Annotated in this window: 20 protein-coding genes; 19 read left to right on the top strand and 1 reads right to left on the bottom strand. The window is 58.6% G+C overall.

What is annotated here, in order from left to right; translation table 11 throughout:
* Positions 1 to 8: 8 nt before the first annotated feature.
* The 7 genes from KJS47_RS03580 (at position 9) to KJS47_RS03550 (ending at position 5,021) form a co-directional block, all read left to right on the top strand.
* Positions 9 to 527 (top strand): gamma carbonic anhydrase family protein, encoded by a 519-nt coding sequence (locus KJS47_RS03580; RefSeq protein WP_213522844.1) that lies wholly within the window; start codon positions 9 to 11, stop codon positions 525 to 527.
* Positions 524 to 967 (top strand): DUF2487 family protein, encoded by a 444-nt coding sequence (locus tag KJS47_RS03575; protein WP_213522842.1) that lies wholly within the window; start codon positions 524 to 526, stop codon positions 965 to 967. Before KJS47_RS03580 ends, KJS47_RS03575 begins: the two co-directional genes overlap by 4 nt.
* Before the next feature lie 232 nt (positions 968 to 1,199).
* Positions 1,200 to 1,742 carry a Rieske (2Fe-2S) protein gene (locus KJS47_RS03570; RefSeq protein ID WP_213522840.1) on the top strand — a complete coding sequence of 181 codons (543 nt, stop codon included), beginning with the start codon at positions 1,200 to 1,202 and terminating at the stop codon, positions 1,740 to 1,742.
* Between the two features lie 16 nt (positions 1,743 to 1,758).
* Complete coding sequence (gene qcrB, locus KJS47_RS03565) at positions 1,759 to 2,430, top strand: menaquinol-cytochrome c reductase cytochrome b subunit (RefSeq protein WP_213522838.1); 672 nt, start codon at positions 1,759 to 1,761, stop codon at positions 2,428 to 2,430.
* A gap of 18 nt (positions 2,431 to 2,448) precedes the next feature.
* Complete coding sequence (locus tag KJS47_RS03560; protein ID WP_213522836.1) at positions 2,449 to 3,339, top strand: c-type cytochrome; 891 nt, start codon at positions 2,449 to 2,451, stop codon at positions 3,337 to 3,339.
* Positions 3,340 to 3,427: 88 nt separating this feature from the next.
* Positions 3,428 to 4,108 (top strand): DUF1405 domain-containing protein, encoded by a 681-nt coding sequence (locus tag KJS47_RS03555; RefSeq protein WP_249716086.1) that lies wholly within the window; start codon positions 3,428 to 3,430, stop codon positions 4,106 to 4,108.
* A gap of 43 nt (positions 4,109 to 4,151) precedes the next feature.
* Positions 4,152 to 5,021, top strand: a complete 870-nt coding sequence (locus KJS47_RS03550; protein ID WP_213522834.1) for a sporulation protein YpjB — start codon at positions 4,152 to 4,154, stop codon at positions 5,019 to 5,021.
* Positions 5,022 to 5,082: 61 nt separating this feature from the next.
* Here KJS47_RS03550 and KJS47_RS03545 read toward each other — a convergent pair whose 3' ends face one another.
* Complete coding sequence (locus tag KJS47_RS03545; protein ID WP_213522831.1) at positions 5,083 to 5,949, bottom strand: YitT family protein; 867 nt, start codon at positions 5,947 to 5,949, stop codon at positions 5,083 to 5,085.
* A gap of 206 nt (positions 5,950 to 6,155) precedes the next feature.
* On the opposite strand from KJS47_RS03545, the gene KJS47_RS03540 reads away from it, so the two are divergent.
* The 12 genes from KJS47_RS03540 (at position 6,156) to KJS47_RS03485 (ending at position 15,903) form a co-directional block, all read left to right on the top strand.
* Positions 6,156 to 6,500: a nucleotide pyrophosphohydrolase gene (locus KJS47_RS03540; RefSeq protein WP_213522829.1), complete on the top strand. Its 345-nt coding sequence runs from the start codon at positions 6,156 to 6,158 to the stop codon at positions 6,498 to 6,500.
* 41 nt (positions 6,501 to 6,541) lie between these two features.
* Positions 6,542 to 7,045, top strand: coding sequence for a tetratricopeptide repeat protein (locus tag KJS47_RS03535; protein WP_213522827.1), 504 nt, complete (start codon positions 6,542 to 6,544; stop codon positions 7,043 to 7,045).
* 42 nt (positions 7,046 to 7,087) lie between these two features.
* Positions 7,088 to 7,891 carry a 4-hydroxy-tetrahydrodipicolinate reductase gene (gene dapB, locus KJS47_RS03530; RefSeq protein ID WP_213522825.1) on the top strand — a complete coding sequence of 268 codons (804 nt, stop codon included), beginning with the start codon at positions 7,088 to 7,090 and terminating at the stop codon, positions 7,889 to 7,891.
* Between the two features lie 67 nt (positions 7,892 to 7,958).
* Complete coding sequence (mgsA, locus tag KJS47_RS03525) at positions 7,959 to 8,384, top strand: methylglyoxal synthase (protein WP_213522823.1); 426 nt, start codon at positions 7,959 to 7,961, stop codon at positions 8,382 to 8,384.
* Entirely contained in the window at positions 8,381 to 9,079 is a 699-nt protein-coding gene (gene bshB1, locus KJS47_RS03520) for a bacillithiol biosynthesis deacetylase BshB1 (protein WP_213522821.1), read from the top strand. The genes mgsA and bshB1 overlap by 4 nt, the downstream gene beginning before the upstream one ends.
* Before the next feature lie 36 nt (positions 9,080 to 9,115).
* Positions 9,116 to 10,312 (top strand): N-acetyl-alpha-D-glucosaminyl L-malate synthase BshA, encoded by a 1,197-nt coding sequence (gene bshA / locus KJS47_RS03515; protein WP_213522819.1) that lies wholly within the window; start codon positions 9,116 to 9,118, stop codon positions 10,310 to 10,312.
* A complete protein-coding gene (locus tag KJS47_RS03510) occupies positions 10,309 to 11,640 on the top strand; it encodes a CCA tRNA nucleotidyltransferase (protein WP_213522817.1) in 1,332 nt (443 codons plus the stop codon). The genes bshA and KJS47_RS03510 overlap by 4 nt, the downstream gene beginning before the upstream one ends.
* A 7-nt stretch (positions 11,641 to 11,647) precedes the next feature.
* The gene (locus tag KJS47_RS03505) at positions 11,648 to 12,613 is read left to right on the top strand and encodes a biotin--[acetyl-CoA-carboxylase] ligase (protein ID WP_213522816.1); all 966 of its coding nucleotides are present in this window, start codon (positions 11,648 to 11,650) and stop codon (positions 12,611 to 12,613) included.
* 322 nt (positions 12,614 to 12,935) lie between these two features.
* Complete coding sequence (panB, locus tag KJS47_RS03500; protein ID WP_213522815.1) at positions 12,936 to 13,793, top strand: 3-methyl-2-oxobutanoate hydroxymethyltransferase; 858 nt, start codon at positions 12,936 to 12,938, stop codon at positions 13,791 to 13,793.
* Positions 13,794 to 13,818: 25 nt separating this feature from the next.
* Positions 13,819 to 14,730 (top strand): pantoate--beta-alanine ligase, encoded by a 912-nt coding sequence (gene panC, locus KJS47_RS03495; RefSeq protein ID WP_213522814.1) that lies wholly within the window; start codon positions 13,819 to 13,821, stop codon positions 14,728 to 14,730.
* Positions 14,723 to 15,106, top strand: a complete 384-nt coding sequence (gene panD / locus KJS47_RS03490; protein WP_213522813.1) for an aspartate 1-decarboxylase — start codon at positions 14,723 to 14,725, stop codon at positions 15,104 to 15,106. The genes panC and panD overlap by 8 nt, the downstream gene beginning before the upstream one ends.
* 155 nt (positions 15,107 to 15,261) lie before the next feature.
* Positions 15,262 to 15,903, top strand: a complete 642-nt coding sequence (locus KJS47_RS03485; RefSeq protein ID WP_213522812.1) for a tetratricopeptide repeat protein — start codon at positions 15,262 to 15,264, stop codon at positions 15,901 to 15,903.
* Positions 15,904 to 15,942: the final 39 nt, after the last annotated feature.

Genomic DNA, 15,942 nt, shown 5'->3' with positions numbered 1-15,942 from the left:
GTGCCACCATGCATATTCCTTACCGCGGAATCACCCCGTCCCTTCATCCCTCTGTCTTTCAGGCAGAGGGCGTTCAATTGATCGGGGATGTCACGATGGAGGAGGACTGCTCCATCTGGTACAATGCCGTGCTGCGAGGCGATCTGGCTCCTATCTGGATCGGCGCGCGCTCCAACATTCAGGACGGCTGCATCGGGCATGTGAATACGGATCAGCCGCTCCTCGTAGGACCGGATGTCTCCGTCGGACATGGGGCCATTATTCATGGCTGCACGATCGGCAGAGGCTCGCTGATCGGGATGGGAGCGATTGTCCTGAACGGCGCTTCGATCGGTGAATATGCCTTGATCGCAGCCGGCTCCATTGTCACGGAGAACAAGACCATCCCGCCGTACACATTGGCCATGGGCTCCCCAGCCCGGGTGGTCAGGGAGCTGACCGAGGCGGATCTGGCGAGACTGAAGCGCACGACGGACAACTATGTGGCCAAGGGGAGAGAATTTAGAGAGGGGAACGGACGTATATGAAATTCAGCGATATTTCAAAAGAAGACTGGGAAAGCTTGATGCCGTACCTCGATACGTGCCTGCTGCCGGTCACGGGGATGACCGGAAAACAGTCGCCCTGGCAGGCGACCAAAGCGCTGGAGGAACTGGGCGAGCAAATGATCGGGCTCGAGACAGCGTACAAGGGGAGGATGGTAACCTACCCGGCACTTCACTATGCCGCGATCGGAGAAGCGTTCCAGCAGCAGGTCAATTTGATTTGCCGCAATCTGAAGCAAACCGGCTTCCGGCACGTGATCCTGATCACCGCAAGCCCGCTCATCGAGGAGCTGGCGTTCGACGAGGCGGATCTCGTGCTGACACCGGCTACAGCGGCCAAAGGACGCGAGCATGTCCGCTCTCTCGTCGAGGAGCTATGGCGGGAGTCCCAGCAAGAGGCGGAAGAACAGGTGGAAGCATAAGCGCGTGACAGAAAGTGCATGATTTGTCCAGGGATGGACACGCTATTGTCATGGAAGTTGTGACAAATTCGTTAAATCTTTCGCGAAAGGGTCGGAAACGGCCGTATGCCCTTCCATTGCCATTCTTGACGCCCCCATGGGCGTAGGCTATTATAGTTATGTCCTAGAATATTATGTAATGCCTTGTCGAATGCGACGTGACATATATGGTTAAAGGGGGTAGAACAAGTACATGAGCGAGAACACAAGCCATTCGCATTCCGAACGGAAGCCCGGCGCTAAGCGGGAGATGTCGCGCCGCCAGTTCCTGGCGTACACGCTCGGCGGAACCACTGGTTTTTTGGCTGCCGGTGTCATCGTTCCTATGGTGCGGTTTGCCGTTGATCCGGTTCTCCAGCCTAAGAGCGCTTCCGACTGGGTAAAGGTCGTGGAGGAGAGCAAGATTACGGCTGAGCCGAAGTCCTTCAAATTCCAGGTTCATCAGGTCGATGGCTGGTACGAGAGCGATCCGGAGCTGGAAGCGTGGATTGCCAAGGACAGCAGCGGGAAGATTTTCGCGCTGAACCCAACCTGTAAGCACCTGGGTTGCACCGTTAACTGGAACAATAACCCATCTTACAAGGATCAGTATTTCTGTCCGTGCCACGGCGCCCACTACACCAAGGAAGGCAAGAACCTGGCTGTAGCGCCTGCGCCGCTTGACGAGTATGACGTAAAGATCGAGAACGGTTTCGTCTACTTGGGTGAACTGCATGCGAATTCGATTGTGAAATAAGGAGGCGTGCTCTACAATGATGAAAGGTGTTTACAACTGGATAGACGAACGCCTTGACATTACCCCAATGTGGAGGGACGTCGCGGACCACGAGGTTCCCGAGCACGTTAACCCGGCTCACCACTTTTCCGCTTTTGTGTACTGCTTCGGCGGCTTGACATTCTTCATTACGCTGATCCAGATTTTATCCGGAATGTTCCTGACTATGTACTACGTACCGGATATTATCAACGCGTATAAGAGCGTCGACTACCTCCAGCACAAAGTCGCGTTCGGGGTAATCGTACGGGGGATGCACCACTGGGGTGCTAGCTTGGTAATCGTCATGATGTTCCTACATACGCTCAGAGTTTTCTTCACGGGCTCTTACAAGGCACCCCGCGAGATGAACTGGGTAGTGGGTATGTTGATTTTCTTCGTCATGCTGGGCCTTGGATTCACCGGGTACCTGCTCCCTTGGGATAACAAAGCCTACTTTGCTACCCAGGTCGGCATCAAGATTGCCGCTTCGGTGCCTTACTTAGGCGGGTATATACAGACCTTCCTGCAAGGCGGCGATATTGTCGGCGCCCAGACCTTGACAAGATTCTTTGCTCTACACGTATTCTTTCTCCCTGCGGTTCTCCTGGCATTGCTGGGTGGACACTTCTACATGATCCGGAAGCAGGGAATTGCAGGTCCGCTATAAGAGAAGGAGGGGGAAAACGTGGCCCACGGTCCCAAGTCCAACGAAAAAATAGTCTACGTCGGCGACTCGCGCGTCATCAAGCGATCGAACAAGCCTGTTGCCTATGACTACGCCGCATATCCGGGCAAATCCGAAGTATTCATCCCGAACTTCCTCTTGAAAGAATGGATGGTAGCGGTCGTCGCCCTGGTCGGGGTTCTGGTTCTCGTCATGTCCGATCCTGCACCACTCGGCTATCCGGCCGATCCGACGAATACTTCGTTTATTCCAATGCCGGACTGGTACTTCCTGTTCATGTACCAGCTGCTCAAGTATCCTTACGCGTCCGATCAGTACGTCGTCATCGGAACGCTGGTCTTCCCGGGTCTTCTGTTCGGGGGCCTGCTCCTCGCGCCGTTCCTGGACACCGGTAAGGAAAGACGGTTCTACCGTCGTCCGATTGCATCTGCTCTGATGTTCCTGTCCTTGATTTCTGTCATTTATCTGACGGTCTTCTCCTGGCATCACTACACCAAGGAGCTGGAAGCGACCGGAACAATTCCGGAGCATATCAAGGCCGAGGAAGAACGCCAGGCCGCGAAGAAGTCCGGGCAGCCGGCTCCGTCGGCAGGCAAGACGACTCAGGTGGCTGCGATTGTGGACGAATCCGATCCAGCAGCGCAGATCTACCAGAAGTCGACTTGCGTCTCCTGTCACGGTGCTGACCTGAAAGGGCAGGCAGCCGCGAAGATTCCGGCACTGCGCGGAGTGGGCGACAAGCATGACAAAGCCGGTCTGCTGGCTATCATGAAGAACGGGGTCGGCTCGATGCCGCCTGGTCAGTATGATGCAAGCAAGGCTCAAGGCCTGTCAGATGCCGATCTGGATAAGCTGGCCGATTGGCTGGCGAAGCAGAAAAAAGCCCAATAACGAAACGAAAGCCTGACCCTCGACCGAGTGGTCGGGCTTTTTTTTGGAGCTTTCGGGCTTGCTAATGGAAATGAGGAGGCAAAATGGCGTGAAGGCAAACGGCAATGCATGGTGGTGGATCCGTTCCTTGCTGCAGGCTCCATTTGCTTTGTGGAGCTTGTTCTGGATCAACTTGGTCGGGACCATCTACGGTTATTACTGGTATGCAGGGCAGCTGGAGGACACGGTAGCAACCAAGCCGATCTGGCTGACAATTCTCGTGCCCGACAGTCCAACAGCCAGTTTGTTTTTTACGATCGCGGTCGGGTATCTGCTTCGGGATGCCGTCAAGCGGGGAGGCACCCGTCAACAATCCAGACTCCGGAGCATCTGGGAAGCGTTGGCGGTAGCCGCCTCGTTCAAATACGGCGTCTGGGCGGTGACGATGATCCTCGCTGAGAATGCGCATGGCGTCCCGTTCGTCTGGCAGGACTACATGCTGATGACCTCGCATGTCGGCATGGCGGTCGAAGCACTGCTTTACGTCGGCTTCTTCCGGTTGACGTGGACCGGAATCGGTGTATCGGCCATCTGGCTGTTCGCAAGCGATTATTTCGATTACCGGGAAGAGATCTATCCGTATCTGTCGCGGGTGCTGTGGGACGATCTGGGAACGATCGAAGCGTTCACCTGGACACTCAGCGTCATCAGTCTGCTGATTCTGGTTGTCACATACGGGAAAGCGGCACAGAAAAAGACGGCTACGCACAGACCCTCAAATCGGTTCTAAAGTGGGACATCCCTCCATACCATGTTGGTAGGAGGGATGTCCCATGTTGGTGACAAGGCACGGCCTGCTGGGTGGACTGGTTGCAGTCCTGATCGTCGCATTCCTGGCGGGATGCGGGACGATGGAGAACGATCCGATTCGGCGCGAGACGGCCGGACAGGATTCGGCGGAATGGACAAAACTGGAGCGGCTTGGCGGAACAGCGGAAGAGCTGTACCAGGCAACGGCTGCAGGCGACATAGAAGCGGCCAAGCAGACGCTTGACCGGTTGGAGGAACAAGTGACCGGTATCTCCTATACGGGCTTGACGACACTGGAGGGCATGAAGGCGCTGACGGATACGGTTGAGGAGAGCAAGCGCGTCTTCCAGGCAGTCCGGTTCTCCGGAGAGGACGCGGGGGTAGCGGCCGTCAAGCTGCGGCTCATCACGGATGCGCTGACGCATAAGCAGTCCCCGATGTGGCTCCAATTCGAAGGAGGCCAGATGGAAGCACTCCGACAGCTCAAATCGGCGGCGGCGCAAAAGCTGGAAAGAGAGGCGATCGCGGCGGCGGCGTCGGCTGAACAAAAGTACCGGATGATCCGGCCCTCTCTCTATGTCAGCCGGGAGCCGGCGGATGTGGAAAAGCTTGATTCCTTGTTCACCCATTTGAACAAGCTGCTTAAGCCAGCACCTACGAATTACGAAGACATCCAGAAGACAGCGGCGGCTCTGGAGCAGGAGTTCCGCGAGATTTTTCACCGGCAGCGGGACAAAACCGCGTATTTGCCTGTCCAGGGAGGCGACACGCCCATCCTCTGGACGCTGTTCATGGGAAGCTTCATCATAGCCGTGCTGAGCTTCGTCGCCTGGAAGATGTTTCATTCGGACAAAAGCATCGCTCGCGTCCCTCGCAACAAGGGCGGCCTGTAAGCAAAGCAAACAAGCTCCCGGCGGACGTTCCGTTAGGGAGCTTGCTCGTCTCGGCAGGCGATTAGTCGGTCTTGAAGCCTTCCCCAAGAACGTCGTGAACATCGGAAATGATGATGAAGGCGGAAGGGTCGGCCGCCTTGATGAAGGCCGTCAGCCTCCTGACCTCTGCGCGGGCGACGACGCAGTAGAGCACATCCTTTTCTTCCTTGGAGTAAGCGCCCCTGCCCGTCAGAATGGTGACGCCGCGCTCCATTTCGTTCGTGATCGCTTCGGCCAGCGTGTGGTGTTGTGCGGTGACGATCGTGAAGGATTTGGCCGCGTAAGCCCCTTCCGTTATGTAATCGATCAGCCGGGAGGCGATGAACACGACGACCATCGTGTACAGCACTTTTTCCTGCGAGATATAGAAAAGGGAAGATCCGATCACCAGCACGTCGATCGAGAGGATGACCTGGCCCATGCTCATCCCTCTCTTTTTATTGAGATAACGGGCCAGAATATCGACGCCGCCCGTCGTCGCTCCGCCGCGGAAGACGAGACCGAGGCCGGTTCCGAGCGATACCCCGGCGTACAGCGTCACGAGGAAGTAATCGTGTCCCCGGAAGGGCGATATCCACCCGAGCTCAAGGATCGTCTCCATGACCCACAGGAATAAGGAGAGGGAAAGGGTGCCGAGGATCGTGAAGGCCATCGCCTGCTTGCCAAAAACCCTGTAGCCGAGCACGAACAACGGAATGTTTAGCACGAGCGTCGTCAAAGAGGGAGGAATGTTGGCGGCATATTTGGCCAAAAGTGCCACCCCTGTAAGCCCGCCCTCCATCAGCTCGTTGGGGATGACAAAATATTGAAGAGCGAACGCATAGATGGCCGTTCCCGCAAGGGTGAGAAGCAGACTGCGAATGAGATCGGCGGACGGTTTCTTCATCATGAACACTCCTCCGTAGAAGCGCAGGACGCCTCGTCCGGGCGAGGTGCGCGGTATGGAATAATTAGTCAGGATCGGTTCCTTCTCAGTATACCCGCTTTCCCGTTTGAGCCGCAAAAAGCATTTGTTTTCCGTTTGGCGATCGGGTAACATGGATTCTAGCTGGCAGCAGGAAGCGCAACCCGCGCGAACGGAAGGAGGTTTCGCCCATGGCGGACAAGACTTTGCAGGACATGCAACGGGAAGTCGATCAATACATATCTCAGTTCAAGGAAGGTTACTTCAGTCCTCTCTCGATGCTGGCCCGTCTCTCCGAGGAGGTGGGGGAGCTGGCGCGGGAAGTGAATCACCAATTCGGGGAGAAGCCCAAAAAGCCGACCGAAGAGGAGAACTCCATCGAGAATGAACTCGGCGATTTGCTGTTCATTCTCATCTGCTTCGCCAATTCGATGAACATCGATCTGACGGCCGCACATGACGCTGTCATGAACAAGTTCCAAACCCGCGACGCCGACCGGTGGACAAGAATCGATAACACCGAACAGACGGAATAGACATATGCTGTACCATCTCTAGCCGGAAGGGATGGGAAGCGATGAAGGAGAGCGGCGGACAGGAAGCGGTCCAAAAAGCCTACGAGGCCATCTTGGACGGGGATTACGAACGGGCTGTCGCCTGGTTCGAAGCCGCGCTGAAGGCCGATCCCAACAACGCGGATTACCGGTACCGGCTGTCCATTACGCTTGCGAGAAGCGGACGGCTGGAGCCGGCCAGGGGGCAGGCCGAGTCCGCGTGCCGCCTGGATCCGGATAACGAGACCTATCGTCTCCATCTGGCCAGGATCACGGCGCGTGTGCTCGCGCAGGAAGCCAAAGAGGCGATAGAAACGGGAGATGCAGAACGGCGTGCGATCCCGGCGCTTAAGAGAGCGCTGGAGCTTGACCCGCTCTTTGTCGACGGCTACGTGCTCCTCGGCCTAGCCTATAAGGAGAACGGGCAGACAGAAGAGGCCCAGCGCACGATCCGGGAAGCCCTTCGGCTCGATCCGCGGCATCCTGACGCTGTCCGGCTATGGAAGGCGTTCCGTATCGGACGCTGACCATCCTTCCTTTTTACCAACAGCAACGAAAGGATGAATCACATGTCGGAACCAATAAAAGTAGCAGTAGCAGGCGCAAGCGGCAGGATGGGACGCGAGGTCGTCAAGATGGTCCTTGAGGACCCGGAGCTTCGTCTGGCAGCCGCAGTCGCGCATTCCACCAGCGGCATGGATGCAGGTAGCATGGTGGGCAAGGAGACCTGCGGAGTTCCCCTTACGACGGACCTGGAGCTCGCGCTCGTAGAGAGCAAGCCGGACGTTCTCGTTGACTTCACGACGCCGCACTCCGTGATGGCGAATACCGAGCTCGCGATTCGCCATGGCGTCCGGCCGGTCGTCGGAACGACCGGCTTCACGCCCGAGCAGATCGAGGACCTGGACAGACGATGCCGGGAAGCCGGTATCGGCGGGCTGATCGCCCCCAATTTCTCGATCGGCGCGATTCTGATGATGAAATTCGCAGCGCAGGCTGCAAGCTATATGCCGCATGTGGAAATCATTGAATATCATGGAGACCAGAAGCTGGACGCCCCGTCGGGCACGTCGGTCAAGACGGCGGAGATGATCGCTGCGAACCGCCAGGAGCTGCGGCAGGGCAATCCGAACGAGAAGGAAACGATCGAAGGCAGCCGCGGCGGATACTACGAAGGATTCCGCATTCACAGCGTGCGTCTGCCAGGCGTTTTTGCGCAGCAGGAGGTCATTTTCGGCGGGTATGGACAGACGCTCAAAATCCGTCACGATTCCTACGACCGTGCCGGGTACATGCCGGGTGTGAATTTGTCCGTGAAAAAGGTCATGCAGACGACCGGCATGGTATACGGCTTCGAGCATTTTCTTGACTAGCGCGCGCTTAGACGCACATACGCATACGCGGGCAGCAGGATTCTGACAAGGAAAGAAGGGACAGGCAGTGAGTTTGCAAATCGCACTGATCGCTCATGACCGCAAAAAAGACGAGATGGTGAATTTCGCCATCGCCTACAAGCATGTATTCGCCAAGCATCAGCTGTACGCGACCGGAACAACCGGGCTGAAAATTATGGATGCGACAGGCCTTCAAGTGGAGCGATTCATGTCGGGTCCGCTTGGCGGCGATCAGCAGATCGGGGCGCTCGTCGCTACGAATGTGCTGGATCTGCTCATTTTTCTGCGGGATCCGCTCATGGCCCAGCCGCACGAACCTGACATTACGGCGCTTCTGCGCTTGTGCGACGTCCAGGGCGTGCCGGTCGCGACGAACGTCGCTTCCGCCGAGCTGCTGGTGAAGGCGGTGGACCGTGGGGATTTCGCCTGGAGAGAGCTTGTCCATAAGTACAAGCCGGGAGATGCCAAATGACGGCGCTCGATATTCTTGTCTTCGGCGCGCATCCTGACGATGCGGAGATCGGAATGGGCGGGACGATCGTCAAGCATACCCGGCGAGGGCTCAAGGTTGGCATCTGTGACCTGACCAACGCGGAAATGTCCTCGAACGGAACGGTGGAATCGCGAAGACGGGAAGCGCAGGAGGCGGCCCGTCTCCTCGGACTGGCGGACAGAAGCAATCTCGGTCTTCCAGACCGCGGTCTGACGATGGACCGAGTCCACATCGACCCCATCGTCCGGGCGATCCGGCGTTACCGGCCCCGCCTGGTTTTTGCTCCCTATTGGGAGGATCGGCATCCGGACCATGTACAGTGCAGCAAGATGGTTCGCGAAGCCGTGTTCAACGCCAAGCTGAAGCAGTACCTGCCCGACTCTCCGCCCGTTCAGGTGGAGGATCTGGTTTTTTATTTCATTAACGATACGGCAGAGCCGGACCTGATGGTTGACGTCACCGATGTATACGAGACCAAGATGGAGACGCTACGGGCGTACGGCTCCCAATTCGTAGCAGGCGGCACGGGCGTGAAGACCCCTCTCAATCAGGGCTATCTCGACAACGTGGCCGCTCGTGACCGTGTTCTGGGACAGAGGCGGCTGATCCGGTATGCGGAGGGCTTCGTGACCCAGCTGCCTCATCTAGTGGATGTCTTCGCCCGTTCGGAATAGACCGGCGGCTCTCTAGCCGCAGCAAGGAGGAAGCAGATGGGCAAAGACCGGCTTAAGATCGGGATTACTTGTTACCCTACGCTCGGGGGCTCCGGCGTGGTAGCAACCGAGCTGGGCAAGCTGCTGGCTGAACAGGGGCACGAGGTGCACTTCATTACGAACAGCCTGCCCTTCCGGCTCGGGAGCTTTGATAAGAACATTTTTTATCATGAGGTGGAGGTTAGCGATTACTATGTCTTCCGCTACCCTCCGTACGATCTATCGCTGGCTAGCAAGCTTGCTCAGGTAGCGAAGCGGGAAAAGCTGGATCTTCTGCACGTTCATTACGCCATCCCGCATGCGGTATGCGCGCTCTTGGCCAAGCAGATGGTAGGCGAGCATCTCAAAATCGTGACGACGCTGCACGGCACCGATATCACAGTGCTGGGCCGGGACGGGTCGCTGCGCGACTTGATCCAGTTCGCGATTCAAGGCAGCGATGCGGTGACGGCGGTATCGGAGGATTTGATCGCCGAGACGAGGCAGACGCTTGCGATCGAGCGTCCCATCGAGCTGACCTACAACTTCGTCGATGCCCGTGTCTATTATCCGCGCGACGTGACGGCCCGCAGGCGGGAGATTGCCGGCGACGACGAAAAGCTGCTGCTCCACATTTCGAACTTCCGTCCGGTGAAGCGCGTAATGGACGTCATCGATATCTTCGCCCGCGTCCAGCAGAAGCGGAAAGCCCGTCTTCTTCTGGTCGGAGAGGGGCCCGAGCTGAACAAAGCGATCAACAAGGTGCGCGAGCTCGGACTCTCCGACCAGGTGGTGATCTGGGGCAAGCAGGCCGATGTCGCCGAAGTGATTTCGCTCGCCGACGTCCTCCTTCTGCCCTCCGAGAAGGAAAGCTTCGGCCTGGTGGCGCTCGAGGCGATGGCCTGCGGAGTGCCGACGGTCGGTTCCGATGCGGGCGGCATTCCCGAGCTTGTCGCAGACGGGGAGACCGGCTATTTGCGGCCAATCGGAGATACGGAGGGCATGGCCGACGCTGCCTTGCGCCTGCTGGAGGACGACACGCTGCACGAAGCGATGCGCGAAGCCTGTCTCGTGCGGGCCCGCGAGAGGTTCGGCGGAGACCGTATCCGTCGTGAGTACGAGCAAATCTACAGCCGTGTGCTGGGACGGCCGTGTCCCGGCTTCCCGCCGGATTCCAGTGGAGCGGCTGCCAAGGAAGAGGGTCAGCACCGATGAACCTGCATGTAGAGGAGCGGGCCGCCTCCCTGCTCCGGCGGCTGGAGGAGCACGGCTATGAAGCCTATATCGTGGGCGGCTATGTCCGCGACTCGCTGCTCGGGAAGCCGACCCATGATATCGATATCGCCACCTCGGCCAAGCCGTCCGAGGTGGTTGCTTTGTTCGAGCATACAATTCCGACAGGCCTGCAGCACGGGACCGTCACCGTGATGTTGGAACGGGTGCCCTATGAGGTCACGACGTTCCGGACGGAGTCGGACTACGAGGACCATCGCCGGCCAAAGGAAGTTGCGTTCGTCACCAGCCTCGAGGAGGATTTGAAACGGCGGGATTTCACCATTAACGCCATCGCGTTGAACCGAGATGGTGAGCGGATCGACCCGTTCGGCGGCGAAGCCGATCTTAGGGCCGGGGTGCTTCGCTGCGTAGGCAGGCCGGAGGAGCGGTTCCGGGAGGACGCCCTTCGAATGATCCGCTGCATCCGGTTCGCCTCCAATCTGGGGTTTCGCGTCGAAGAAGAGACGTGGCAGGCGCTTCTCACCAACCGGGAGCTGCTGCGGCATGTCGCCATCGAACGCGTATTCACGGAGTGGAACAAGCTGATGGGAGGACCGGATCCGTACCGGGGGACGGAGTTGCTTGCAGAGAGCCGGCTGCTGCATCACCTCAAGCGGGAGACGACGCTTGCGATCTCGGCCAGCTGGACGGGCAAGGAGGCGATGCCCGCCGAACTGAGCGCCCTTCCCCTTCTTATCCGACCCGAGCTTCGCTGGGCGTTGCTGATGCGTTGGATGCAAACCCCGCTCGACCTACTGAAGGACGAGCTCGCGGCCTTGACGTTTCCCGGCAAGCTGATCGAGAGCATTGTTGGCATCCTCCGGCTGGAAAGGGATCTCGCCGTTGCCGTCCGGCAGGATGGGACGGCCGGGCAGGGAGCGAACGGTCGGCTGGAACGGCTGTGGAAGCGCATGGTTTTGTCCCATGGCGAGCAAACGGCTCGAGACTGGCTGGAATGGAGCGAGGCGATTACGGCAGTCGCTGGAGACGGGGAAGCAGGGGGAGAAGCGGAGCCTCTTGAGCGGCTCGGGCAGCATACGGCTCGAACGCTAGTAGAGAACGGACGAGCCTGGCTTGAGGAAATGCCGGTGCGCGACCGCAAAGCGCTGGCCGTCAAAGGTACCGATCTGATCCGGAGTTTGGACCGGCCGGCCGGTCCCTGGCTGGCGGCATGCATGGCGAGGCTGCTGGAGGAAGCGGCGATAGGTACCGTTCCCAACGAGACGGAGGCGCTTCTCAGCCGTGCCAAAACATATGACGAAGAGTGAGGACACGATGAAAGAACGATTGCTAACGCTGCTGCAGGAGGAGCCCGGCCGCTATTGGTCCGGAGAAGAGCTGAGCAGGCTGCTCGGCTGCTCGCGCACGGCAGTCTGGAAACAAATGCAGAATTTGCGCAAGGACGGCTACGAGTTCGATTCGGCGCCGAGACGGGGCTACCGTCTAACAGGAGAACCGTCCAGGATGAGCGCCGCCGAGCTGGCCGCCTGTCTGCGGACGAAGACGATCGGCCGCTCGCTGAAGCTGCTGGAGCAGGTAGGCTCGACCCAAACTCACATCCATGAGCTAGTCCGTCAAGGCTGTCCCGAGGGGACGCTCGTTCTCGCCGAGGAGCAGACCGATGGGCGCGGAAGGATGGGCCGCCATTGGCATTCCCCCAAGGGGAAAGGCGTGTGGATGAGCTTCGTTCTGAAGCCGGCGATTCCGCTGGCCTGCACGTCCCAGCTGACGCTGCTTACGGCCGTCGCACTGTGCCGGACGATTCGCAGAGAGACCGGGGTGGAAGCCGGGATCAAATGGCCGAACGATCTGCTGGCCCGGGGGAAGAAGTTCAGCGGCATCCTGCTGGAATCGGGCGCGGAGGACAACCGGCTGACGCATGTCGTGTTCGGCATCGGCATCGATGCCAATTTGACGGAGGCCGATTACCCGGACGAGCTCAAGGAGAGGGCGACCTCGCTCCGAATCGAATCGGGAGCGGCCGTCGACAGGGTTCAGCTGGTATGCCGGTTCCTGGAGCAGTTCGAGGAGCTGTACGACCTCTATCTCCGGGAAGGCTTCGGCCCGATTCGGACGCTGTGGGAAGCGCTCAGCGTCACATTGGGGCGACATGTGCGCGTTCAAACGCCCACAGGGTCCGTGGATGGAACGGCCGAAGCGCTGGACGAATCGGGAGCGCTCTTGGTTCGCACTCGGGAAGGCGAAAGGGTGCGCGTGTTTTCGGGAGACGTGTCGCTATAAGGCGAACGGGATGAAAAAAGAATGGTACCCAATGCGTAAAATTTGGTATAATGAAGCTGCGAAGGCGGTATCCGTGAAGGAACTGCACTTCCCTGCCTGGCTAATCCGGCGCTGCGCCGGACACAATGATACTATCCTTAATAAGCGTATTGGCATTTATGTCGGATTCTGCTCTGAGCCGTAAGGACCGAGACAGAAGGATCATAAATACAGTGTGTTTCTATGTATTCATGACCTCCTTTTAGTTGCGGCTAAAAGGTTTTTTTATGTTCAAGCTCAGAGAGAGAACAAGCAAACGGATGGCGGGAGAAAAGAAGGGAGAATGGAGATGGAGAAGAAACCGATCACGACCTCGCGTATGAAACGAATGAAAAAGGACGGCGACCCGATTACGATGGTGACCGCCTACGACTATCCGTCGGCGAGTCTGGCGCAAGAGGCGGGCATCGACGTCATCCTGGTAGGCGATTCGCTCGGGAACGTCGTGCTGGGCTATGAATCGACGCTGCCGGTAACCCTCGATGACATGATCTATCATACCCGCGCGGTTACGCGGGGAGCGCCCGACACGTTCGTCGTCACGGATTTGCCGTTCATGACCTATCACGGGAGCCTGGATACGACGCTCGCCAACGTGGCGCGACTCATGCAGGAGGGGCTGTGCAAGGCGATCAAAATGGAGGGCGGCACCGAGATCGCCCACACGGTAGAGGCTATCACCAAGGCCGGTGTGCCCGTTATGGGACATATCGGGCTGACTCCCCAGTCGGTCTATCAGATCGGAGGCTTCAAGGTGCAGGGCAAGACGTCAAAGCAGGCGGCCAAGCTGCTGGAGGACGCCAAAGCGCTCGAGCAGGCCGGCGCGTTCGCAGTCGTGCTCGAGCTGGTCACGGAGGAGCTGGCGGAGCTGGTGACGAAGGAGCTGTCGATTCCGACCATCGGGATCGGCGCGGGACCAAGCTGTGACGGACAGGTGCTCGTGTTCCACGACCTCCTGCAGTACGCTTCGGAAACCTATCCGAAGAAATTCGTCAAGACGTATGCCGATATCGGCAGCCAGATCCGCGACGGTCTCTCCGGCTATGTGAAGGATGTCAAAGCGCGGACATTCCCGGACGCTTCCCATTCGTTCAAGGGAGAGCAGGACGTCGCCGCTTATCTATACGGCAGTAAGAACTGAGACATAGTGGAAAGGGAGGGAGACCATGAAAGCGGTACGTACCATTCAAGAACTTAGACATGAGCTGGCCGAAAGGCGTACGCGCCGCTCGGAGAACGGGTTGGCGGGCGTCGGCTTCGTCCCAACGATGGGCTATCTACACGCGGGACATGCGAGCCTGCTGAAGAAGGCGCGAGAGGAATGCGGCACGGTCGTGCTGAGCATTTTTGTTAACCCGCTGCAATTCGGACCGAACGAAGACTTCGACCGATATCCGCGTGATGAAGAGAAGGATCTGCGCCTTGCGGAGGAGTGCGGCGTCGACTTCGTCTTCCTGCCAAGCGCCCAGGAGATGTATCCGCGTCCGATCCGGACGACGGTCGCCGTGTCCGGCTTGACCGAGCGGCTGTGCGGTGCCTCCCGGCCCGGCCACTTCGACGGCGTCGCCACAGTCGTGTCCAAGCTGCTGAACGTCGTGCAGCCGGACCGTGCATACTTCGGCATGAAGGACGCCCAGCAGGTGGCGGTGGTGCAGCAGATGACGAGCGATCTGAACATGCCGACTGAGATCGTTCCCTGTCCGACCTTGAGGGACGCTGACGGACTCGCGCTGAGCTCCCGCAATGTCTATTTGAGTGACGAGGAGCGGCGGCAGGCGCTCAGTCTGCCGGGTACGCTCCGGCAGGCGGAGACGTGGCTCGCGGAGAACGCCGATCCGTCCGCACTGCGGGACCGCATCATGGAAGGCATTCAGCGGTCGCCGCTGGCCGATATCGACTATGTCGAGGTATTGACCTATCCGTCCCTGCTGACCCCAGAGGAAGCTATGCGGCAGGAGCTGCCCGGCGATGACCGGCTGCTCGTCGCCTGCGCGGTCCGCTACGGCAAGACGCGGCTCATCGACAACGTCCTGCTGCCATGGAACAACGAGAAGAAAGGGGCCGAGGTCCATGCTTAGAACCATGATGAAAGCGAAGCTGCACAAGGCAACCGTTACGGAAGCCAATTTAAACTATGTCGGAAGCATTACGATCGACGAGGACCTCCTCGAGGCGGTCGATATGCTGCCGAACGAAAAGGTGCAGATCGTCAACAATAACAACGGCGCGCGTTTTGAAACCTATATTATACCGGGTCCCCGCGGCTCCGGCGTTATTTGCCTAAACGGCGCGGCGGCCCGTCTCGTCCAGCCTGGCGATATCGTCATCATCATCTCCTACGCTCTGCTGAACGAGGAGGAGATCCGGACCCATGCGCCCAAAGTGGCGATCATGGGAGCCGGCAACAAGATCGACAGGCTGTTGCATCAGGAGCCCCATTCCACGACCGCTTAAGTCGGCGTCCGGGCAACGCTCCGGCCCGGTTCCCAACATGTCGGGAGGGGCGGGCAGGGCGACATAGGCAGGTATGAAACCACCCCCCTTGACGCACAATGAGGGTACACGAGGGATAGGCCGCGTGCGACTCCGCATACAGGGTGGGATGACGAATGTTTAAACCATTGTTTGCGACCATGCATGACGTGTTGGCCGACATTATGACCGATTACGAAGCGGCATCCGAGGAAGAGCAGCGGTTTCTGCAGGAGCAGCTGCTCGTGCTCAAGGCAATGGGAGACAGCTGTCTCGAAGAATGGCTCCTGTTCGAGGAGAAGCTGGGCCAGGTCATGGCCATCATCCGGCAGCATGCTGGGGAATCCACCTTCGAGCCGGAGGGTGAGGAATCGGCTGCAGCAACAGCCGCCGCCTCGGCCATAAGCCTAGAGGAGCCCCAGCAGGAAGAATTCGTGCAAGCCCAAGGGTATTATAAATTATCCATGTTCGACCGCGCCGCCGGCAAGCTGAACGAGCTGATTCGGCGGCATCCGGACTTTTTACTGGCGCGCATCTATCTGGCCATGTCCCATCTCCAGCTCGGGCATCACGGAGAGGCGATGAGACAGTTTCTGTTTTTGCTGCCGCTGACCGACAACGGCCGGGTCAAGGCCATCTCGTACACGGCGATGGGCTGCATTCATGTCGAGAACGACAATCTCGAACAAGCGCTCGAATGCTTCAAGCAGGCTTACCTGGAGGACCCCGCGTGCGTGGAGGGCTCCGTCGTCGGGCAGGTCGGAAAGCGGCTTATGTAGCGAGGGAGGGGAGGATTTTCCCGCTCCCTTTTTTTGTGC

Origin of the sequence: Paenibacillus sp. J31TS4 (assembly GCF_018403265.1) — a bacterium.
In the GTDB taxonomy this organism is placed as follows: domain Bacteria; phylum Bacillota; class Bacilli; order Paenibacillales; family NBRC-103111; genus J31TS4.
Note: the sequence above shows the minus strand (reverse complement) of the source record. Positions and strands in the feature narration are given on the sequence as shown.